General features: G+C 67.1%; 22 protein-coding genes, 1 tRNA gene and 1 pseudogene. 13 read left to right on the forward strand and 11 right to left on the reverse strand.

From position 1 onward, the window contains the following. Positions 1-59: 59 nt before the first annotated feature. Together ACFYRU_RS03680 and ACFYRU_RS03685 are read right to left on the reverse strand one after the other, a co-directional pair. Positions 60-545, reverse strand: coding sequence for a GNAT family N-acetyltransferase (locus ACFYRU_RS03680; protein ID WP_387652596.1), 486 nt, complete (start codon positions 543-545; stop codon positions 60-62). Further along, positions 542-1,927, reverse strand: coding sequence for a UTP--glucose-1-phosphate uridylyltransferase (locus ACFYRU_RS03685; protein ID WP_387652597.1), 1,386 nt, complete (start codon positions 1,925-1,927; stop codon positions 542-544). Before ACFYRU_RS03685 ends, ACFYRU_RS03680 begins: the two co-directional genes overlap by 4 nt. Before the next feature lie 65 nt (positions 1,928-1,992). On the opposite strand from ACFYRU_RS03685, the gene ACFYRU_RS03690 reads away from it, so the two are divergent. Further along, positions 1,993-2,553 (forward strand): 5-formyltetrahydrofolate cyclo-ligase, encoded by a 561-nt coding sequence (locus tag ACFYRU_RS03690; RefSeq protein WP_387652598.1) that lies wholly within the window; start codon positions 1,993-1,995, stop codon positions 2,551-2,553. A 253-nt stretch (positions 2,554-2,806) separates the two neighbouring features. Here ACFYRU_RS03690 and ACFYRU_RS03695 read toward each other — a convergent pair whose 3' ends face one another. After that, positions 2,807-5,350, reverse strand: a complete 2,544-nt coding sequence (locus ACFYRU_RS03695) for a penicillin acylase family protein (protein ID WP_387652600.1) — start codon at positions 5,348-5,350, stop codon at positions 2,807-2,809. 187 nt (positions 5,351-5,537) lie between these two features. Here ACFYRU_RS03695 and ACFYRU_RS03700 point away from each other — a divergent pair, with 187 nt between their 5' ends. From ACFYRU_RS03700 to mscL, 3 genes are all read left to right on the forward strand, one after another. Then, entirely contained in the window at positions 5,538-5,876 is a 339-nt protein-coding gene (locus tag ACFYRU_RS03700) for an FmdB family zinc ribbon protein (RefSeq protein WP_387652601.1), read from the forward strand. 57 nt (positions 5,877-5,933) lie between these two features. Continuing rightward, entirely contained in the window at positions 5,934-6,551 is a 618-nt protein-coding gene (locus ACFYRU_RS03705; protein WP_387652603.1) for a Flp pilus assembly protein CpaB, read from the forward strand. Positions 6,552-6,669: 118 nt separating this feature from the next. After that, on the forward strand, positions 6,670-7,068 hold the full coding sequence (mscL, locus tag ACFYRU_RS03710) for a large conductance mechanosensitive channel protein MscL (protein WP_387658004.1): 399 nt from the start codon (positions 6,670-6,672) through the stop codon (positions 7,066-7,068). Positions 7,069-7,099: 31 nt separating this feature from the next. Here mscL and ACFYRU_RS03715 read toward each other — a convergent pair whose 3' ends face one another. From ACFYRU_RS03715 to ACFYRU_RS03730, 4 genes are read right to left on the reverse strand one after another with little or no spacing between them, the layout of a single operon-like run. After that, a complete protein-coding gene (locus ACFYRU_RS03715; RefSeq protein WP_387652605.1) occupies positions 7,100-7,612 on the reverse strand; it encodes a GNAT family N-acetyltransferase in 513 nt (170 codons plus the stop codon). Between the two features lie 4 nt (positions 7,613-7,616). After that, on the reverse strand, positions 7,617-8,237 hold the full coding sequence (locus ACFYRU_RS03720; protein ID WP_387652607.1) for an alpha/beta fold hydrolase: 621 nt from the start codon (positions 8,235-8,237) through the stop codon (positions 7,617-7,619). Continuing rightward, a complete protein-coding gene (locus ACFYRU_RS03725; RefSeq protein WP_387652608.1) occupies positions 8,234-8,374 on the reverse strand; it encodes a hypothetical protein in 141 nt (46 codons plus the stop codon). The genes ACFYRU_RS03720 and ACFYRU_RS03725 overlap by 4 nt, the downstream gene beginning before the upstream one ends. 50 nt (positions 8,375-8,424) lie before the next feature. Next, positions 8,425-9,294, reverse strand: coding sequence for a hypothetical protein (locus ACFYRU_RS03730; RefSeq protein ID WP_387652609.1), 870 nt, complete (start codon positions 9,292-9,294; stop codon positions 8,425-8,427). Between the two features lie 217 nt (positions 9,295-9,511). On the opposite strand from ACFYRU_RS03730, the gene ACFYRU_RS03735 reads away from it, so the two are divergent. From ACFYRU_RS03735 to ACFYRU_RS03770, 8 genes are all read left to right on the forward strand, one after another. Further along, complete coding sequence (locus ACFYRU_RS03735) at positions 9,512-10,111, forward strand: hypothetical protein (RefSeq protein WP_387652611.1); 600 nt, start codon at positions 9,512-9,514, stop codon at positions 10,109-10,111. Positions 10,112-10,251: 140 nt separating this feature from the next. After that, positions 10,252-11,523 carry an alpha/beta hydrolase gene (locus ACFYRU_RS03740; RefSeq protein ID WP_387652613.1) on the forward strand — a complete coding sequence of 424 codons (1,272 nt, stop codon included), beginning with the start codon at positions 10,252-10,254 and terminating at the stop codon, positions 11,521-11,523. Between the two features lie 94 nt (positions 11,524-11,617). After that, the gene (locus ACFYRU_RS03745; protein ID WP_387652615.1) at positions 11,618-12,112 is read left to right on the forward strand and encodes a SigE family RNA polymerase sigma factor; all 495 of its coding nucleotides are present in this window, start codon (positions 11,618-11,620) and stop codon (positions 12,110-12,112) included. Further along, positions 12,109-12,717 (forward strand): META domain-containing protein, encoded by a 609-nt coding sequence (locus ACFYRU_RS03750; RefSeq protein ID WP_387652617.1) that lies wholly within the window; start codon positions 12,109-12,111, stop codon positions 12,715-12,717. The genes ACFYRU_RS03745 and ACFYRU_RS03750 overlap by 4 nt, the downstream gene beginning before the upstream one ends. A gap of 176 nt (positions 12,718-12,893) precedes the next feature. Continuing rightward, the gene (locus ACFYRU_RS03755; protein ID WP_387652619.1) at positions 12,894-14,099 is read left to right on the forward strand and encodes a S1 family peptidase; all 1,206 of its coding nucleotides are present in this window, start codon (positions 12,894-12,896) and stop codon (positions 14,097-14,099) included. 33 nt (positions 14,100-14,132) lie between these two features. Beyond that, a tRNA-Arg gene (locus ACFYRU_RS03760) sits at positions 14,133-14,205 on the forward strand. 281 nt (positions 14,206-14,486) lie between these two features. Continuing rightward, positions 14,487-14,807, forward strand: coding sequence for a hypothetical protein (locus ACFYRU_RS03765; protein ID WP_387652621.1), 321 nt, complete (start codon positions 14,487-14,489; stop codon positions 14,805-14,807). 474 nt (positions 14,808-15,281) lie between these two features. Then, positions 15,282-16,406: a TIR domain-containing protein gene (locus ACFYRU_RS03770; protein ID WP_387652622.1), complete on the forward strand. Its 1,125-nt coding sequence runs from the start codon at positions 15,282-15,284 to the stop codon at positions 16,404-16,406. Between the two features lie 638 nt (positions 16,407-17,044). On the opposite strand, the gene ACFYRU_RS03775 is transcribed toward ACFYRU_RS03770, so the two are convergent. The 4 genes and pseudogenes from ACFYRU_RS03775 to ACFYRU_RS03790 all read right to left on the reverse strand — a co-directional run bounded on the left by ACFYRU_RS03775 (position 17,045) and on the right by ACFYRU_RS03790 (position 20,213). After that, positions 17,045-17,392, reverse strand: a complete 348-nt coding sequence (locus ACFYRU_RS03775; RefSeq protein ID WP_387652624.1) for a hypothetical protein — start codon at positions 17,390-17,392, stop codon at positions 17,045-17,047. 36 nt (positions 17,393-17,428) lie between these two features. Further along, entirely contained in the window at positions 17,429-18,349 is a 921-nt protein-coding gene (locus tag ACFYRU_RS03780; protein ID WP_387658135.1) for a hypothetical protein, read from the reverse strand. A gap of 214 nt (positions 18,350-18,563) precedes the next feature. After that, a pseudogene (locus tag ACFYRU_RS03785) lies at positions 18,564-19,193 on the reverse strand (DDE-type integrase/transposase/recombinase); the annotation flags it as partial. A gap of 114 nt (positions 19,194-19,307) precedes the next feature. Beyond that, on the reverse strand, positions 19,308-20,213 hold the full coding sequence (locus ACFYRU_RS03790) for an NADP-dependent oxidoreductase (protein ID WP_387652625.1): 906 nt from the start codon (positions 20,211-20,213) through the stop codon (positions 19,308-19,310). Between the two features lie 114 nt (positions 20,214-20,327). On the opposite strand from ACFYRU_RS03790, the gene ACFYRU_RS03795 reads away from it, so the two are divergent. Further along, positions 20,328-20,891: an AAA family ATPase gene (locus ACFYRU_RS03795; RefSeq protein ID WP_387652627.1), complete on the forward strand. Its 564-nt coding sequence runs from the start codon at positions 20,328-20,330 to the stop codon at positions 20,889-20,891.

A 20,891-nucleotide genomic window follows, 5' to 3' on the forward strand; every position in this document is an offset into this window, starting at 1 on the left:
GGGGCGGCGCGCAGCAGGCGCCGGCTCCTGGCGCGACCTCTAGGTTCCGGAGGAGTGCGTCAAGAAGTCTGGTTGGGGTCCGATTCGGGGTGTCGGCCCCATGTCATCCGCACATCGGGCAGGCGTTCCTCGTTGGCCGAGCCGTCGGTTCGGCGTACCTCCTGGAAGCCATGGCGCCGGTAGAACGCCTGTGCGCGGAGGTTCGTCTGGAAGGTCCACAACGCGAGCCCGCCGGGCCGGAGATCCTTGGCGAGGTCGACGAGTACGGAGCCGACGCCCTGGCCGGCCGCCTCCGGGGCGACGTACAGCTGGTCGAGGTCGTCGCCGTCGAGGGTCAGCACCGCGACGATCCGGTCCGCGTCGAGCGCGACCCAGGTCTCGCCGTCCGGCAGGAGTACGTCCGCGAACCAGCCGGCGACCTGCTCCGCGGTGTGGGTCGACGGCGGTACCTGGGACCCGTCGGCGTGCCGTGACCGCCACCAGACCGAGGCGGCCTCAGTGGTGTCGGACGGCTCGAGCGGACGGACCAGCAGGTCGTCGTTCAACGCAGCTCGGTCCCGTCCGCGATCACCAGGCGCTCGCCGCTCGGCGCAGTCACCTCGACGTCCCCGACCACCACCACATCCTTGCCGAAGGCAACGTCACCACGGACCGCCAGCCGGTCGGCGGCGACCAGCGACGGCGGACCGCCGGCGAACCGGGACTCGAAGTCGGCGAGGATCTTGAAGTAGTCCGGGTCGAGGTCGACGTACGGCTCGTCGCCCTCGTGCGTCGTGGTCAGATCGCCTGCCTCGTCCAACTCGTACACGTCCGAGCGCAGTACGAGCAGGTCGTTCGTCGTCTTCACCGGCTTGAACCGGCTGCGGTCCACGATCACGGCCTGCGATCCTTCGAAGGTCTCGATCGCGGTACCCATCCCGGTCTCCAGCTGGATCACCTTCGGCGAGGACGGGTCGGCCGGGTCGATCGTCTTGCGGTTCACGATGATCGGCAGCCCGAGGACACCGTCGTGCCCGGCCATCAGGTCGGCCAGCCGGTCCAGGTCGATCCACAGGTTGTTCGTGTTGAACATCTTGTGCCGGGTGATGTCCTGGAAGTACTGCGTCTCCTCCTCGGCGACCTGTGCGCTGTCGCGCAGGATCAGCCGGCCGTCGGACTTCCGCACCGCCACGTGACCGCCCTTGCGGTCGGACCGGGTCCGGCGGCAGACCTCCATGCCGAACGGAACGTCGTGTTCGGCCATCCAGGCGGCGATCCGCGGGTCCGGCGTCGCGCCGAGGTTGTCGGCGTTCGAGATGAACGCGTGCCGGAAACCGTGTTCGCGGAGCGCGTCGAGGGTGCCGGAGGCAACCAGTGCGGTGAACAGGTCGCCGTGTCCGGGCGGGCACCAGGCGAGCTCCGGGTCGGGCTCCCACTCGGCCGGCGTCAGGTCGTCGGCGAGCAGCTTCGGTTCCATGTTCTGCTGGAAGTCCAGCGGCAGGCCGTCGATCGCGAGTCCGTCGTACTCGGCGAGGATCCGCAGCGAGTCGGCCTTGGTGCGGAACGAGTTCATCAGTACGAGCGGCAGCGGTACGCCGTACTTGCGCCGGGTGCTCAGGATCTGCCGGGCGATGATGTCGAGGAAGCTGAGCCCGTCCTTCACCGGCAGCGCGGACTTCGGGCCGGTGACGCCCATCGACGTACCGAGACCGCCGTTGAGCTTGATCACCACGGTCTCGGCGAGCGCGGCGCGCATCGCGTCCGGATCGGTGTCCAGGTGGTCCAGATGCGGCAGCTCGCCGACCGGCTCGATGTCGTCCTCGGGGATCTTCCCCTGCTGCCCGGACTCCAGCAGCCGGTAGTAGTGCGTGAAGACGCGTATTGCAACGTCGGCCGCACCGGCCGCGCGCATCTTCTCCTGCGCTTGTCTGAGACCCACCTCACCCATGCACCAACCCTAGGGGACGGCAGGTAATCCCTGTGTTGCGCGCGTCACGCTCATACGATCAGGGTGTGTTCTTGACGAAGGCCGTGGCGCGGCAGGAGTTCTTGGAGGCGCGGGGCGCTCGGCCCCGGGCTGATGGGCTGCTGGCGAGCGCCCAGCAGGTGTTGCCGGACGTGTACCGGATCGCTCTGTACGTGTCGATGGGGCCGGAGCCGCAGACCGGCGCGTTGATCGACTGGCTGCTCGCGACGCACCACGAGGTGCTGCTGCCGATCCTGTACGCCGACAACGACCTGGGCTGGGGCGTTGCGCCTGGTGCAGCGGACCTCGTACCCGGACGGCTCGGCCTGTCGGAGCCTCCGATCGACCTGGGCTCCGACGCCATCGCCACGGCGGAGCTGGTGATCTGCCCAGCGGTAGCGGTAGCCCGTGACGGCGTACGACTGGGACGCGGCGGCGGCTCGTACGACCGCGCACTGGCCCGCGTCCGCCCCGGTACTCCGGTCTGGGCCGCCGTGTACGACACCGAGATCGTCGACACGCTGCCACACGACGAGCACGACAAACCGGTCGACGCAGCGCTCACGCCCAACCGTCTGGTCCCGCTCTCCACTGCTGGAGTGGCCTGATGCTGCAGACTGCGGCCCGCGACGATGATCCTGGTCGACGAGCTACGGCTCTCGCTGGACGCTCCCGTGACCGACGTACTGCCGGAGCTCGCTGTTCGAGCCGCTGGGGATGCGTGACACCGGGTTCACAGCTTCTGAGCAGCGCGCAGCCGCGGTTGGCTTCCTCGACCCCGGCACCGGCTGGGCTTCGGCCTGTCCGTCAGTCAGGACCGGTACTGTTCGCCGAGGCCAGTGCGCCGCTTGGTAGTCCTGGCTAGCGGTCTGGTTTGGTGAAGGTCAGGGTGTGTTTGCGGGTCGCTTCGACCGCACCCTTGGTGTAGGCCCATGGGAGGGTCTGGCCCTTGACCCACAGGTCCGTCTGGTCGGTGTAGTTCGACGAGAAGGCGTGGCCGGACACACCGGTCAGGTTGATCCAGCGGGACTTGTCGAAGTCGGACAGGTCCACGACCATCCGCATCGACGGGGTCGAGGTCACGCCGTAGCCCACAGAGGCGTCCCAGGAGGTCGCATCGACGATCGACGTACCACCACCGAGCTCGTACGGGCCGCGGTTGAAGATCTTCTCCACCAGACCGATCCCGGACTTGCCCAGTGTCTGGTTGGTGAGCTCGAGCTTGTGCAGCCGACCCCACTGCCAGTTGGACGGCTCTCGCGCCATCTTCTGCGTGATCTCGGTCCGGGCGTTGATCAGGGCCTCGCGGAGGATGTCGTCACGGCTCTCCCGCTGCGGGGTCCGGATGTCGTCCCACCAGGCGCTGTTGGGCTGACCGAGCAGCGTGTGGATCACTTCGAACCAGCGCGAGCCTCCGTCCGGCCAGGTGCCTTCGGGGAGCTGGTCGTGGAACGTCAGCGCGAGCAGGTTGCGCCAGACCACGTTGAAGTACGCCGCGGCGGAGGAGTCCGGCGGTGAGGTGAAGTCCCAGTTCTTCAGGGTGTCCTGGCCCTGCTTGTCGAACGCGTCGTCGATGCTGATCCGCAGCAGGTACGGCACCAGCATCTCGGCGGCCTTGTTCTTGGTGTCCAGCTGGATCGACGCCATCGCGTTCACGTCCAGCTTCCCGGCCGCCTTGATCCGGTCCAGGATCTGCTGCGAGCGGTACCCGTAGTCCCAGGAGTTCGTCAGGTAGTACGAGTACGTGTTCGGGACGACGGCCTGGTTCGCCGTGACGATGATCCCGCCCGGCGGGTCGAACTCCGTCGGCAGCGCGTCGAAGGGGATGTAGCCCTTCCAGTAGTACTTCGGATCCCACCCCGGCACGGGCCAGTCACCGCGCCCGGTCGCGCGGATCGGGATCAGCCCGGGCGACTGGTAGCCGATGTGGCCGTCGGTGTCGGCGTACACCAGGTTCTGCGAGGGGACCTGGAACTGCTGCGCGGCGGCCCGGAACTCCGTCCAGTTCTGTGCGGTGTTGATCGCGAACAGGGCGTCCGCGGTCTTGCCCGGGTTCAGCGCGGTCCACTGCAGTGCGACGCCGTACGCCTGCGGGTACTTCGCCTGCGACGCAGAGATCTCGCCGACCTTCTTCTCGTCGTCGCCGACGTCGGAGATCAGCGGACCGTGCCGGGTCTCGCGGACGGTGATCTTCACCGGCTTGTCCTGGCCGGCCACCTTGAACGTCTCCTCGCGGGTGGCCATCGCGCGCCACTTGTTGTTGTAGAGGACGTTGTTGCCGTCGATCCGCTCCAGGTAGAGGTCCTGGACGTCGGGGTCGAGGTTGGTGAAGCCCCAGGAGATCGCATTGTTGTGGCCGATCACCACTCCGGGCAGACCGGAGAAGCTGAAGCCGGAGACGTCGAACGGACAGCTCTTGCCGACGTTGTTGCAGTGCAGACCGACCTGGGTCCAGATACCCGGCATGGTCGCGCCCAGGTGCGGGTCGTTGGCCAGCAGCGGCTTGCCGGTCGTGGTGTGGTCACCGGACACGACCCACGAGTTCGAGCCGATGCCGTCGCCCTGGCCGAGCAGCTCGGGCAGGCCCTTGGCGACGCTCTGCACCGAGTCCAGCGACTTGAGCAGGTCCTTGGTCAGCATGCTCCGCCGGACCTCGGTGCTCGGCCCGGGCGTCGAGCTGAACTTCCCGTCCTTGCTGATCGAGGCCGCTGCCATGATCGGCTGGTTCCGGTCGTACGGGTACTGCGGATAGAGGCTCTCGATGTTGCGCGCCGGGAATGCCGCCAGCAGCTTGGTGCGGGTGATCTCCTCGTCCAGGTTGCTGCCGAGGTCCCAGGCCATCGCCTTGAGCCAGGACAGCGAGTCGGCCGCGGTCCACGGCTCCGGCGTGTAGTTCTTCGGACCACCGGGCTGCAGGGAGAGTACGCCGTACTCCAGGCTGAGGCCGGAACCGCTGTGCGTGGACAGGTACGCATTGACGCCGCGTGCGTAGTCGTCGAGGTACTGCCGGGTCGTCGGGCTGAGCAGGGGCAGTTCCGCCTCGGCGGTGCGCCGCCAGCCGAGGGTCCGGATGAACTTGTCCGTCTCCAGCGCGTCCTTGCCGAACAGCTCGCTCAGCCGGCCCGCCGTGACGTGCCGGCGGAAGTCCATCTCGAAGAACCGGTCCTGCGCGTGCACGTAGCCCTGCGCGGCGAACAGGTCCGCCGGGGTGTCCGCGTAGATCTGCGGGATCCCGTTCGCGTCCCGGACCACGCTGACGTCGCCGTCCAGCCCCTCCAGGTCGATCGTTCCGTCGTACGCCGGGAAGGAGTGGCGGACGACGTAGACGAGGGTACCGGCGATCACCAGGAGGACCGTGGCGAGAGCGATTCCGCTGGCGATGACGACTCGAAACAGGCGACGCACGGACCAACCGTAGAGAATCCGCCCGTCCACCCCAAATGGGGTCCCGCACAACTTTGCGTTGCTCTGCGTCGGCTGGACATTGACGCAGAGTTGAGGTACGTGGGTCCGGGTTTGGAATACTTCGGGCCGCTGGCGCATTATTAGCAGTCGGGTAGTAGGAGTGCCAGCGGCTTGAAGGGAACCGACCGTGCCGACGTACCAGTACCAGTGCACCGACTGTGGCGAAGCGCTCGAGGTGCGCCAGAGCTTCACGGACGACGCTCTGACCGTGTGCCCGAACTGCCAGGGAAGCCTGCGCAAGGTTTTCAACGCGGTCGGCGTGGTGTTCAAGGGCTCCGGCTTCTACCGCACCGACAGCCGATCCTCCGGCAAGGGCTCGGTGCCGGCGAAGTCCTCCGACTCGTCGTCGTCCTCGTCGTCCTCGGCCTCGACCGCCAAGTCGTCCGATTCCTCGTCGAGCAGCTCGTCCTCGTCGTCCAGCAGCTCCTCGAGCTCGTCGACCTCCTCGGGGACCAGCGCGGCCTGAGCGCCGCCTGTGGATAACTGAGAGGCGGTCGCCGGCGAAACTCGTACTTTCTCCGGCATGACAAACCGCTCTCTGCTTCGTGACCTGATCCGAGCCGCCCGCTGGCATCGTCGGCTCCTCGCCGGCGCCGCCGCGGCCGCCGCGGTGTACTTCGGACTCCTGGCCCTCTCCCCTGCACCGCCGCCGACGGTCAAGGTGCTCGCCGCCGCGCGCGACCTGACCGGCGGCGCCACGCCCGATCGTGGCGACCTGCGGACAGTCGAGCTGCCGCCCGGCGCCGTGCCGTCCGGCGCACTCAGACCCGGCAGCAAGCTGACCGACCGTGTGCTCAGCGGCCCGGTCAGAGCCGGCGAACCACTCACCGATGCCAGATTCCTGGCGCCACCAGCCGTGCCCGCGGGATCGGTCGCCTACCCGATCCGCGTCGACGACGCCGATATCAGCACGCTCCTGCGCGTCGGCGACCATCTGAACCTGTACGGCGCCACGAGCACGAACGCCGACGCGGCGCGGCTGCTGGCCAACGCGGTTCCCGTGGTCGCGCTGCCGGAGCCCCGGTCGAGTACGTCGGGGGCCTTGATCGTGGTCGCCACGGCGCCTGAGGTCGCGACCCGGCTCGCCCAGGCCAGTACGAATTCACGAATCACCGTGGCGCTGACTCCGGACACCGGATGATCACCCTCCGAAGTTGTCGCAGCACGATGTGTCGCGCTGCGGCGCGGTCCCTCGCGTGGACGGCCTTGCGGCCCTAGCTTGTCCGGGTACAACCACCCGCTTCGTGGAGGCACCACAAATGCTCAAGGGCTTCAAGGAATTCGTCATGCGCGGGAACGTCGTCGACCTCGCGGTCGCCGTCGTCATCGGCGCAGCGTTCGGGGCGATCGTCACGTCGCTCGTGGACAACCTGATCAACCCGCTGATCGCCGCGATCTTCGGAAAGGCGGACATCAGCGGCGTCGCCCACTTCAAGGTCAACGGCGCCGACTTCTACATCGGCAAGATCCTGCAGTCCGGCCTCAACTTCCTGTTCATCGCAGCGGCGGTCTACTTCTTCATCGTGCTGCCGCTGAACAAGCTGGCCGAGCGGCGCAAGCGCGGCATGGAGCCGGAGCCCGACCCGCTGACCACCGACCAGGAGTTGCTGACCGAGATCCGGGACCTGCTGCGCGCCGGCCGGTCGGACGTCCGGTAAGGCCCGTCACCAGCGGGTGGGCGCACAATCCTCAGCCCCTGAGCTCGCCGGCGCCCACCTGCTCACCGGCATAACGCATCCAGCGGTACGGCACCGGCTGGCCGTCGTTCCACTCCTCCATCAAGGCGGCGGGGACGTCGACGAAGCCACTGCCGTGATAGGCGCGGATCGCCGGAGCGTTCTCCGGCCGGACCCGCAGGAACACCTCCGAATAGCCGGCGTCCAATGCCGGACCCAGCAGTGCCCGGACAAGTTCACCACCGAACCCGCGACCACGTACGTCCGGGTCCACGATGATCCGGGCGAGTTCGACCTCGTCCTCCTCGTCGTCCAGCCAGACCTCGCCGTACCCGACCGGCCGATCCCCGTCGAACAACAGATAGGAGTGGATGTCCGCGTCGACCGTCCGCCAACTCCCCCGCAGTTCCTCCGGGAACGGGTAGGCGACCCGTCCGGAGAGCAGTGCGACTTCCTTCTCGTCCACGGCCCAGCCCGCGACCCGCGCGCCGTACCCGTCGTCGAACCCCCGAAGCTCCACGCTCATCCCCTCAGTTGACGAACTCCACGATCGTTCGCACCAACTGATCCAGGTAAGGCGGAAAGGCGGGCGTCGGCGGTTCGGGACACCCGGCCAGCTCGCGACTCCCCCGGATCGACCTCAGCAACGCGTCGACCGTCTTCCGCTGATGCGACGGATTCTCCGGCACCGAAGGCAGTACCGCCACCTGAATACGTGTCAGCGCGGCCAGTTCGGCGTCCGTCACGCCACGCAGAATCCCACCCGTCAGCAGCCCGTCCGCGACGTCGGGCGGACATCCACGGTTCACCATCCCGGTCCGGGCACGCTCGTTCGCGGCGGCGTCGTCGCCGGTGGCAGGCCAGGCCAGCAGGAGGCGATCGACCAGTTCCGGATACCTCAGCGCGAGCAGGACCGCAGCCGTACATCCATTGGAGGCCCCAACGATTCTTACCGGACCGGAATGCTTCGCCAGCTGTTCACCGAGCGCGGCGACCTCGACGTCCCAACTGCTCGCGTGCCGCGGGCGGTCGGGCGCCAGCACGTCCAGCTGTTCCGACAGACCGGCGATGACACCGGTCGTACCCCAGAAGGCAGCGGCGTCCATCGGGTCCCAGAGGCCGCCGTGGACGAGGAATGCTTGGGCGGTCATCCGTGGTGCGGCGGGACCTCGTTCAGGATGCGATCGTCGTCGTCGCTGCCGAAGTCGTTGTCGCCCCAGTTCCGCGGGTCGTCGTCACGGGTCTGCTCGGGCAGCAGCGGCTCGTCGTCTTCGTACGGGCTCGTCATGCGTCCAGATTACCGAGTCGGCGGGGCCGATCGGGAGTCGGTTTCAGCCGCTAGCGTTCCCACGGATCGCGTTTCCACGGGTCGCCGGCCGGCCTGTTGCGAGACGGGTTGTTCGTCCGCCCGTCGCCGGCCGCTCTGTCGGGGGACGAGTCGCTCACCCACGGGTCGCCTGCTCTGTCACCAGCTGCCCTGTCACCGGACGGATCGTTCACCCAAGGGCCGGCGGACGCGTGTTCACGGGCTGCATGGTCGGGCTGTTCACCTGCTGCCTGGTCGGGGAGTTCGCCGGGGTAGTTGTCCTGGATCTCGTTCGCCGGGTCCAGGCCGCGGGCTGCCTGGATCAGCGACGCGATCCCGGGTTCGCCTTGCCAGCGGTCGTTTCCGTGCAGGCACCACGAAGTCAGCACGGCCAGTGTCGGCGTGGTCAGGCCGGCGATCCGCAGCGGTACGGCGTTCTGGAAGCCGAGGGTGATCGTCCAGTTCGCCGTATCCGGATAGAACTCCTGGACGGCGCTGTAGTAGAAGCTCATCCAGCCCTTCTCCGGCAGGTTGCACATCAGCCGCTGGTTCGTAGCCAGTACCGGAAGCTCCTGGAGGTCACGCCACGACGGTTGCATGTCCCGTTTGGCGGCTGCCTTGCGGCCCGCGTTCAGCGCGGCGTTGGCGGCCATCATCCCGACCACCAGGGTCGGGTTGCCGATGAAGAACCCGCCGCTCTGCCGGTAGCGCCCGTTGCCGCCGTACAGCCGCGAGTACTGCGCGGTGGTCTGCAGGTAGGCGACCTCGCCCGGCTCGAGCACCACGCCGTACACCTGCAGCGGCTGTGGGGTGTTGCCGTCGAGCAGCCAGCGCGCCCAGTCGATCCCGAGCTCCCACTCCCGCTGCGCGGCGGCGTCCGCGTTCGCCCTCTTCCTAGCCACGACACATCATCCTAGGCACCCCGGGGGACACCGGCAGCCCACCCGGGCGGGGCGGGCGGTTCGGGTGCGGCCAGTGCGTGGGGGTTACAGGTGTGCTTCGGTTGGGGTTCGATCGGGGGGCGTGACCGGATAGACGCGCTGCCGTGATGTTGCGGCACGCCGGGTGAGACTCCGGTCGACCATCATGTTGCCCTTGCCAACCCGGAAGGACCGAGTCGTGAGTGCACTACGGACACGGGGCCTGATCGGTGCGACGCTCGTCGTGGCTGTTCTCGGTATCGCCGCCGCCTGCGGCAACGAGAACGCCTCGTCCCCGCCCGCCGCCCAGCCCACTGATACCCCTTCGGCCACCCCGTCCCCCAGCAGCAACCCCAGCGGCACGCCGAGCACGGACTGCCCGAACACGATCACCGCCGTCCGCACCGCCACCGACAAGGTGGTCTGGGGCCAGGGCGGCGCCACCTCGGCGTTCAACCCGGTCAGCGTGACGATCTGCCAGTTCGACCCGCAGGCGACCGGACAGGACTACGCGAACGTCACGACCAAGCGCACCGGCAAACAGGCCACCGACCTGCTCGCGCTGGTGAACGCCGCGAAACCCGTCGCGAAGAAGCCGAGCATCTGCACCAAGGAACTCGGTCCGACGTACGTACTGCGGTTCACCGACAACGACCGCGGCGTCCTGTCGTTCACCGCCGAGGCCTTCGGCTGCCACCGCCTCGTGGCGACCTCCCTGGAGGGCCAGGGCAAGCCCGGCGTCCTGCCGGCACCCCGCCAGGTGACTGCCGAGCTGACCAAGTCGCTCGGTCTCCGCTGACCCCAGAGCGGACGCGCACCCCGAAGCCGTCCGCAGTGGGGTCAACCCGCGCCTGCCTTGCGGGTCCCTTCCGAGGTTGACCCGCGAGGCAGGTTGCGGCGCTCCCCGCCGTGCCGCACCCTCGGCCTGAGGGAGGGCCGATGCGAACGATCCGCCTGCTGTGCGTACTACTTCTGGCCTGCGCGGCCTGTACCAGCAAGCCTGCCAGCACCCCATGCGCCGAAGGCTTCACCTGCTCGACGCTGCACGTGGCACTGGACCACAGCAGCGGCCTCGACCTGCGAGTCATCGCTGCCGACAACACCGATGCACCTCGCGGCGTACTCCTGGTACTCACAGGAGGCCCCGGCCAGCCAGCCATCCCCACGCTCCGCAACAACGTGAACCCAGACGTACGGCGCGAGTACCGCCTGGTCATGTTCGACCAACGCGGCACAGGCTCCAACGGCATCAATTGCCCAGCACTACAAGAGACTGTGGGCGGTTCCGACTTCCTCACGCCACCGGCCGAGGCCGTGGACCAGTGCGCCAAGCAGCTCGGTTCCAGCGCCGGGTACTTCGGCACGCCCGACACCGTCGACGACATCGAGCAGCTACGTCAGTACCTCAAGGTGGACCAGCTGACACTCGACGGCACGTCGTACGGGAGTTTCACCGCCGAGCAGTACGCGCTGAAGTACCCGGACCACGTCCAGGCACTCGTACTGGACTCCGTGGTACCGCACAAGGGCTTCAACCCGATGGGCGTCGACCTGATGGCCGCAACGAGCGGAGTACTGCGAGCCGCGTGCCAGCCGTGTACGACAGACCCCGTCGCGGATCTGGCGTGGCTTGTCGACCACGGTACGAGCGGCACCGACCTGGTGGAGATGCTGTCCGTGTCGAGCCTCAACTCCGTCAACCCAACGCTCAAAGGGATTCCGGCCGCACTGCACGCGGCCCGCGACGGCGACGACGCCGTACTGAAGGAGCTCATCCAACGCACCACCAGCAAAGGTCTGTCGTACGACGAACTCTCCGCAGGCCTGCACATGGCCACGCTCTGCTCAGACCTCCGCTTCCCGTGGACCGGAAAGCCCGACCGCCAAACCGCTCTGGATGAAGCGGTAAGGCGCTTGGACCCGAAGAGGCTGTACCCGTACAACGTGGCGACCGCCCGCGAACAGCTGATGATCCAGGGCTGCCTGCGCTGGCCGGCCGACCGCGTGTCGACGTACCCGAGCAGCCAGGAACTCCTGCCACGCACGCTGATCCTGCACGGGAGCAACGACCTCTTCTGCCCACTGGACTGGTCCAGATGGGAGCAGGCGCACGCGAAAGCGGCCCAACTGATCGTGATACCGGGCAGCGGTCACAGCGTGCAGCGTGATCCACGAGGCCAGGATGCGGTCCGCAAGTTCCTGCTTCAGTAGAGAGATCGAACTGTGCGGGAACGGTTGCAGCAGCAGCGCGGCTCGATGCGTCTAATAGGTGTGAGGAGTTGTACGCCCAGCCAGGGAGTGGCGAGTGGAGTTCGAGGAGTACGTGTCCGCCCGTGGACAGGAACTGGTGCGGCTCGGGTTCACCGTCTCCGGCGACTACCAACGAGCGGAGGACCTGGCCCAGATCGCGTTGATGCAGGCGTTCCGCAAGTGGCGGAAGGTGCGCAGCGCGGACGACCCGCACCACTACGTCCGCCGGATCCTGGTGAACGAGTACCTGTCGATGACCCGGCGGCGCTCGTTCAGCGAGGCACCGACGGCCGACCTGGACCCACGCCAGACCGTGCCCGATCACGCCGCCGGTATCGCGAATTCCGACGGCCTGTGGCAGGCGCTGGCGAAGCTGTCCGCCCGGGAGCGGGTCGTGCTGGTCCTGCGCTACTACCAGGACCTCGACGACCAGACGATCGCCGACGTGCTCGGCATCAAACCGTCCTCCGTGCGTGCGACCGCGAGCCGGGCGCTCGCGGCACTGCGGAAAACCCAAGATTCCCATCGCGTCGATGAGAGGCTGAAGTGAGCAACACCGATCTCGAGGACGACCTGAGAGGTACCTTCGAACGCGCCGCGGCCACCGTGCCGCAGAGCGCGGACCTGACCGAGCGCGCCACCACGGGCGCCCGCCGCGCACAGCGCCGTACCTGGATCGCCTCGGGCGCGGCCGCCGTCGCAGTGGCAGCGGTGGCCGTGGCCGGGTTCGCCCTGGCCGGCTCGCAGAACACGCCGGTTCAACCACCGGTCGCCGGTGGCTCCCAGTCGGCCACGCCGACTCCGACGCCGCCGGCGGTCTCCGCGCAGACAGTGGCCGGCACCTGGCGCCCACTACAGATCGCCGGGTTCAAGTCGATGAAGCAGCAGACCTGGCCGGACGACCCGGTGCTCGTGTTCAAGCCGAACGGCACCTGGACCGGTTCCGACGGCTGCAACGGCCTGCAGGGCACGTTCAGCATCGGTGAGCACGGCGCCTTCACCGCGAGCACCGGCGCGCAGCACATGGTCGGCTGCGACAACGTCCCGAACACCGGCGTACTGAGCGCCGCGAAGCGGGTCGCGATCGCCGGCGACACGCTGCAGTTCTTCGGTGCCGACGGTGCTCGACTTGCGAGTTACGCTCGCGCACGGTAGTCGTTTCTGCTCGCGGACTGTGAGCAGCTCTTGACGGAACGGAGTTCCTGATCGGACCATCTAGTGGTTGGTCCACCGATCTTGGGAGCTTTGTGCGACTCTCCGTTACCGTCCCGCTGGTCACACTTGGCTCAGTCTCACTCTTCGCAGTCGCCCTCGCCGCACCCTCCTCGGGTGTGGTGGCGGGCGCCGCGGCGTGCTCGCACGCCCAGCCGAGTGCGAGCTCGACCGAGGCGACACGGCTCGCGCAGCCGACGTCCAAGTCCGACGCCCGCCCACTCGGCGAGTCGCTCGGCGACGGCATCTCGGCCGCCATCCGCTCGCTCGAACCGGTCGACGCCACCGGCCGCCCGACGTCCGGTCTGCCGTACGGCCTGAGCCAGGGCGTGATCGGCGTCGTCGGCTCCGCCACGACCGGGTACGAGGTGGTCGTCGACGCCGCGAAGGTCGACACCAAGAAGTACCAGTCCGCGATGGCCCGCAACCTCCCGGCGGCAGGCAAGCCGATGGTGGACGTGGTGCACAGCTGCCGTTCGGCGCAAGCGATCGCCGACACCTGGACCACGGTCGGCAGGCGCTCGTGGTCCTCCGACGCGTCCCGTACGACGTTCGCGGCCGACCTGGATCCGTCCAGCGAGAACGTGGTCGTCGCGTACGACCAGGCGACCACTTCCCCCGCCTCGCTCGCGGGCCTCCGCAAGCTGAGTGGCGTACAACTCGTCGCCGACTCGCTCGCCCGTACGTCGCGGCTGAGCGACACCCCGAAGGGCGGCCACTGGGGCGGTGCGCGGATCACGTCCGCGTTGAAGAACTGCTCCGCGGGCTTCTCCGTCGTACGTCGCTCGAACGGCCAGCGTGGATCGGTGACCGCCGGCCACTGCGGCGCACCCGGCACGATCTGGAAGTCCGGGACGAACTACTACGGCACCACGTCCGTGCGCACCGACTACCCGGACTACGACCAGTCGCTGGTCACGGGCAGCTCGTACGGAGCCAAGATCTGGACCGACGGCCCCGGCGACACCGCCGACACCCGTACCGTCACGGGCGGCGGCGACCCCGGCGTCGGCACGGTCGTCTGCCAGTCGGGCAGCTTCAGTACGTCGACGTGCGGCCTGACGGTCCGCTCGACGTCCGCGAGCTACTGCGACTCCGACGGCTGCACGACGTACGTCATCCGCGCCACCCGCGGCGGCCTGGTCGCGATCATCGGCGGCGACTCCGGCGGACCCGTCTACAGCCGCCGCGGCAGCACCTCCGCCACCATCCGCGGCATCGCCTTCGCCGGCGCCGGCTGCGCCGCCTCCCGCTGCACCACCCTCTACGCCGAACGCTACAAATCAATCACCGGCCACCTGGGCGTCACCGCCCTGACCGGCTGACCACCCCCACCTCCGCTAAGCTGACCCGCGTGCGCCCCCGTAGCTCAGGGGATAGAGCGTCGGTTTCCTAAACCGTGCGTCGCAGGTTCGAATCCTGCCGGGGGCACTGGCCGGTATCCCTTCTAGACGTGGGATACCGGCTGTTCCATGTGATCGCCTGATCTGGGCTCGATCACCCTCGGCGCTACTACGGCGTTACCGAACACGAATCAAGCACACGCCGGTACGGCGACGGCTAACGACCGACCTACGAGGGTCACCCTCCGTGTAGTGCGATTACTCAGGGTTGCGTAGTCTCTTTTGGTGAGGTAGTTGATTGATCAATTACCCAGATCGGAGGAGACGACATGAGTACGACGCCGCAAGACAGCACCGAAGACCCAGACCGTGCCGGCATCGAGCCGGGGCAAGGCGGCCGACCCGGCGAAGTGCGCGCTGTTCGCGGCGTGGGCTGAGAAGGAGTTCGGCTTCGAACTCGACCCGTCGCAGGCCCAGTTCGCCGTACTGCAGTACAAGCACTTCCAAGCGTCGGACATGAACCGGAAGTTCAACGCTGCGAAGACTGCATCGGGCACCAAGGCGAAGGCAACCCCCACCCCCACGACCAAGGCAACCGCGAAGAAGGCACCGGCAAAGACCACCACCAAGAAGGCGGCCGCTCCGGCGAAGGCCACGAAGACCACTCGAACCCGGAAGGCTGCGGCATGACCGAGTCCGGCTGCAACTGCGGACGAGAGCACACAGTGCAGGCTGACGATGAGGCGGTGGAGCAGTCGGCCGACCTCGAAGAGTTGATGCAGAACGCCGGGGTCATCGAACTGCCGGACAGTCCGACCGAATCGCCGCATTGGCAGACACCGGCTCCGGTCCCGGCGACGGTACGGCCTGGGAGCGGCACGACGACCCGGAGCAGCAGCCCTAACCCACAACTGAATCACTGCAACAGGAACACCCCGGTCAGGGTAAGTGACCGGGGTGTTCTGCGTCTCAGGATAGGCGCTCCGGGCCGGGTCGCTAGACGCCTTTCTCGTGGGTTGACAGGTTGCGGCGGATCGGAGGGACCCGGACGACGCTTCATCCCATGACGCCCCAGTCCTCGCCATAGCTGCGCAAGATTCCGGCTGCCTGGACAGCTCCGCGCAGGATGACATGTATGTAATGGATGGCGTGTATGGTGTGTATGTGGCCACCAAAAACAGCACGGCCAAGCCCGAGGCCAAGACACGCGGAACCAAGATTAGCCAGGCAGATATCCCTGGTATAAGCCTGCAGAAGGCAGTCCGGATTCCTCGGGCGCTCGCCGACAGCTACGGCTCGGACCCTACGAAGCCTCTCGATGTCGCAGCTGCCATCGAAATGTCGCCGACATCCGGGACATTTCGGACGTTGTGCGGCGCAGCGGTCGGCTACGGCCTCACGGAGGGCGGCCCGAACGCGCCGCTCATTTCGCTTCAGCCTCTGGGCAAGCGCGTAGTTGCACCGCTGGAGATCGACGACGATCAGCTGGCTCTCCGCGAGGCGGCGATGAAGCCGACTGTGGCGATGAAGTTCTACTCGAAGTACGACGGGTCCTCGCTCCCGCCCAAGAACATCGCTCAGAATGTACTGGCAAATTTCGGCGTACCTGCGGCCCGCGCGGGTGACGTGTACGAGCTACTGATCGAAAACGCACGCTTTGTTAACTTCATCAAGAAGATCAAAGACAAGGAATACCTGGACACCGGCTCTTCGATCACCAACGGGCCGTCCGGCGGCACGACCGAGGGGGACGCAGTCGTCCGCGACGAGGAGCACAGCGATCCAGACGACGCTGAGGAGTCGGCGATTACTCCCGAGGTGCCGACCGCCCAGGAGCAGAAGTCGGGACACAAGAACGCGATCTTTGTTGGCCACGGGTCGAACCGGAGGCCGATGGAGCAACTGGTGAAGATCCTCAACGAGTACGGCATCCCGTACAAGCAGGCGGTTGAGGAGCCCAACCGCGCTCGCCCGATCCCCCAGAAGGTCGCTGACGTCATGCGTGAGTGCGGGGCCGCGATCCTCGTGTTCACCGCCGACAAGGAGTACTTCGACAAGGATGGGGACCCGATCTGGCGGCCGAGCGAGAACGTCTCGCATGAGCTCGGCGCGGCGTCAGTGCTGTACGGCGATCGCATCGTGGTGTTCAAGGAGAAGGGCATCGAGTTGCCGTCGAACTTCAGCAGCGTCGGCTACATCTCGTTCGAGAAAGACCAGCTGGGCGACAAGGGCATCGAGCTGTTCCGCGAGCTGGTCAGTATGAAGATCCTGTCGATCTCGGTCGGCTAGACAATATGTGGCCCGCCAGCAGTGCCGCGCTCGCCTGGGATTGTCGCCGCCTCAGTTCATCATCAGTTCTGTGACGCAATACAAGATCGCAGCCTGCACGTGCTGCAGGTTAAACCAACGATTGCCCGACCGAATTGGTGAGACGGAACGGGATCAGATCTGCTCGACGTGCCGGACTCATCCCGGACCTAAGCTGGAGTTGAAGCGCGCGCAGGATCACGAGGCACTGATACGCGAGAAGATCGATGCTGCCGACCAGTACGCACGGCGCGCGGAGGGCCGAATTGCCAACTTCCGCAGTAAGACTGCCGCCGCTCTGGAGAGCAGGGATCGTGCTCTGAAGGTTCTGCGGGACCTCACCGACCTTCACACGCCACGCATGAGCGGTGGGTGTGCCTGCGGCCGGACTGGCCGGTGCGAAACGTCGGAGCGGCTCACCTCACAGTGGGTCCAGCAGATGATCAGCCGACTCCGCGACGATGACTACGACTTCATGTAGCTCACTACGTCTCACCTCTCCCGGACGACGCGGAGATGCGCCACTCCACCCGACGATGCCGAAGTGCGGCCAGATGAATGATCCGGTGGGGCTGGCATGCTGACTCCCGCATCCGCGCGGCCCGTCCGGCCGCTCTACCTCACCCGACTCGACTCACTGCCCCATCGTCAGTGACGGCGTATACGTCGATGCCGAGACGTTCGAGTACCGACGCGGGCACCCGCAGCACTGCCGTGAGCGCTCGTCCCTCCGGGACCACTACCGCGTAGCGAGCCGTCGCATCAGTCATCCGGCGCAGCAACTGCCCGAACATCGTGTCAACGTCCAAACCCGGCTCGCTGGTGCGACCCTTGACCTCGGCATATATCCGCTCATCGCCTCGCTGAGCGGATACATCGATGAAGCCGACCTCACGTTGCACCGTCCAGCCATGCTGCTCCAGCCACGCACAGAACGCGGCTACAACCCGTTCCTCATCACCCCTCATCGGCCACGACCCTAAGGTGACCGTGCCGGGTGGTGGCTACCGGGGTGCGTGCGGCGGACAGCGCGCGGGGACGCGGTCGGTGTCACGCTTCGGCGCGTGGGAGTAGCGGTCGAACGTCATGACCTTCGAGGCGTCTCCGGCGCGCTCCTGGATCTCGGGAAGGCTGAGGGCGTCGTCCTTCCCCAGCCGGTTCACGTGCAGCGAGATGCCCGCGCGCCGGAGGTCGTAGAAGCGCACCGAGTCCGGGACACCAGCCGCTCGAGTAGCTGCACGCCAGTGCTTGTTGTAGAAGTTGCTGTGCCGGATCGTCTTGGCGTACGGCTGGCCGACCGGCTCGCCGTTCTCGTCGCAATCCTGGTGGACGAAGTCGAGCCGCTCGATATCGGGCTTGCCGTAGGCGCGTCCCTCCTTGAGCCCCACGAATAGTGGGAGTTCGTGCAGCTTGTTCGCCGGGTACCCCGCGGCAAGGGCGCTTGCAATGTGAGCCTTCACGTACACGGCCAACTTGGTGTTGGTGTCTGGCGCCAGGTCGATCTCACGGATGCTCTTGACCGTCTTGGCGTCCGTCTCACGGATCAGGTGCCCATTGACGTCGACCACGACCGCATTGATGCCGATCACGCCTTGCTCCGTGTCCACGTCCTCCAGCCACAACCCGGCTAGCTCCTCTGGCCGGCACCAACTATCCGCCGCGAGCAGCCCACACACGTCGTACGGGTATGGCAGGTGCCCGATGATGGTGAATGCCTCATCGGTGCTCAGCGGGTAGTAGGTCTGCTGAGCGTCGGAGACCTTGCGGACTGGTGGAAGGACTCCACGCATCGTGCGGAACCGGCCGACCCGGGCCGGGTTCTCGGAGACGCGCCGCGTGTCGACGGCGTAGTCCAGCAGAGTCCTCAACGCGTAGAAGTTGTTCCGCACGGTCGTCGGTGACTTCGTGGCCTTGAGCGCATTCACACCCCCACACGGACTCATGTGTGATCTCACCGACCGCGAGATGAGCGAACGTCGCTGGGACCCCAGTTGGTGCGGTATTCGTCTGAAGCAGGCGCCGGTAACCGTCAGCCGTCCGCGCCTTCGTGAAGGGTGGTGTTACTGAGGTATTCCTCAGCGACCGCACCGAAGGTGTGCTTGCTGCGCTCCGGATCCACGTACGTGCCGTTGCGGGTCGAATCACGGTGGTGTAGACCATGCCGTTGTCGGTCAGGGTCGAGGCCGGGATCCCGTGTTGGGTAACGGTTTCGCGGAACGTGGTGGTCACGATCTGGCCGATGATGCGTCGGTAGGCGGTGACGTGGAGGGCGTAGCGGGAGTGGTCGTCGGGCCAGCTGATGACCTCCACGTCCCGGCCGCCACGCAGCCGGTAGTGGGTGAAGTCGGACTGCCAGCACTCGTTGGGTAGTTCGGCGGCGAATCGCAGGTACGACGACCTGGGCCGCTTGCTCGGCTGCGGCACGACGGCGCCGGCACGGGTGAGGATCCTGTGGATCGTCGCCCGCGACAGCACGGTCTGGTGGTGGTGTTCCATGTGCCAGCCGATCGTGTCCGCGCCGGCATCCAGGCCTGCTTCGGCCAGTTGTTTGCGCAGCCGCAGTACCAGTTCCACGGTCACGGCCGGGGTGGTCTGTGGTGAGGTCTTCGGCCGATGTGGCCGCGGCTCGAAGGCGGCCTCACCCTCGGCCAGGTACCGCGCCCTCAGCTTGTAGACCCACGCCCGATGCACCCCGTACCGCGAAGCGACCTCGGAGGCCGTCCGGCCCTCAACAAACAACGCGGTGATGACCAACCGAGTCTTCGACATCCCTGAGCGTCCAACCCACCGACCCCGTCGCCGATGACCTGAGACACGTGTCGCCTATGACTTGAGACATCTGTCGCCTATGTCCTGAACCACAACACTGCCGGGGGCACAGGTTCAGAAGGTCAGGGTTACCTTGCCGTTCAGGTGGGCGGTGGTGAAGTGGTTGTGGGCGGCCTGGATGTTGTGGATGGCGAAGGTTGAGTCGACGCGGAGGGTCAGTAGGCCCTGGTCGACGTACTTCGTCAGTTCGCGGAGGCCGGGGCCGTCCTCGTGGACCTGGTTGACAGTGGTGCGTACGTTGCGGGCCGACAGGTCGGGGACCGGTCCGGCTTGGGTTGCGATGGAGGCGTAGCGGCCGCCGTCGGCCACCGCGTCGGTGACGAGAGCTCCGTACGTGTCGAAAACTGCGTCGTAGTGGTGGTCGGCCAGTTCGGACGGGTCTGTGGTGACGAACTCCGCGCCGTGGGCCTTGGCGAAGTCGACTTGGGCTTCTCGCGACACAAGAGCGTCGACCCGTGCGCCCCAGGCGTTGGCGATCTGCAGCGCGATACCCCCGACTGCACCGCCGGCGCCTGTTACGAGCAGTCGGTCACCGGCCGTGATCTCCAGCCAGCCGAGCGTCTGCAAGGCGGTCAGCCCCGGAAGCGGCAAGGTGGCTGCCTCGACCAGGCTGACCGACTCCGGCGCGGGCGCCACCGAGCCCGCCGGTACGGAGACGATGTCGGCCCAGGTGCCGAGGCCGGTGCCGAGCTGGTGGGACATCGCGATCACCCGGTCGCCGGGCCGCAGCTCAGCTGCGCCGCCGGCGATCACGACACCTGCCAGCTCCCAACCGAGCGTCATCGGCAGTGCCGGCGTCCCTTCGCCGATCGCGCCGTCCCGGGTCTTGTCGTCCACCGGATTGATGCTCGTCGCAACGACTCTGATCAGCACCTCGCCGGCCCTGCCGACGGGCTCGGGAACCTCCGAGACCCGCAGCACCGAAGGCCCGCCGAAACGATCGATCTGGATGGCACGCACGAACGGCTCTCTTCTCACTCGACAGTTCTTGTTCGCCTGCAACCGCACCGTTGTCCGGGGCAATTCCCCCCGTCCCAGGCTCTGGTCAACGTCGCGGCCATATGCTGCGTGCTGATGCGCGACACAGTGAGCAAGCCCACAACGAAGCAGCCGACCCTGTTCCTGACCGTCGGGTTGCCGGGGACCGGGAAGACCACGGCGGCGCGGCAGATCGAGGGTGAGCGTGGGGCGCTGCGGCTGACCAAGGACGAGTGGATGAAGGCCCTGTACGGCCAGGAGAATCCCACGGACATGTCGTGGGTGGTCGAGGGGCGGCTGATTCGGGTCGGGCTGCGGGCGCTCGAGCTCGGGTGCAACGTCGTCGTCGACTTCGGGCTGTGGAGCCGGGACGAGCGGTCGGCCCTGCGGTGGGCGGGGGCGGAGGCCGGCGCGGCGGTGGTGATGCTGTACTTCGACCTTCCGCGGGACGAGCAGCGGAGGCGGCTCGACGTACGGCTGGCAGAACGGCCGCAGGACACCTGGCCGATCTCCGAGCACGAGCTGAACGAATGGGCCGCGAGGTTCGAGGAGCCGACTCCGGGTGAGTTGGACGGGAGCGAGCCGATCGGAACGCCGCCCGAGGGCTTCGCCGGGTGGCGGGAATGGATGGCTGATCGGTGGCCGGCCGCGGTCAGCTGA

It is taken from the genome of Kribbella sp. NPDC004536 (assembly GCF_042873835.1).
In the GTDB taxonomy this organism is placed as follows: domain Bacteria; phylum Actinomycetota; class Actinomycetes; order Propionibacteriales; family Kribbellaceae; genus Kribbella.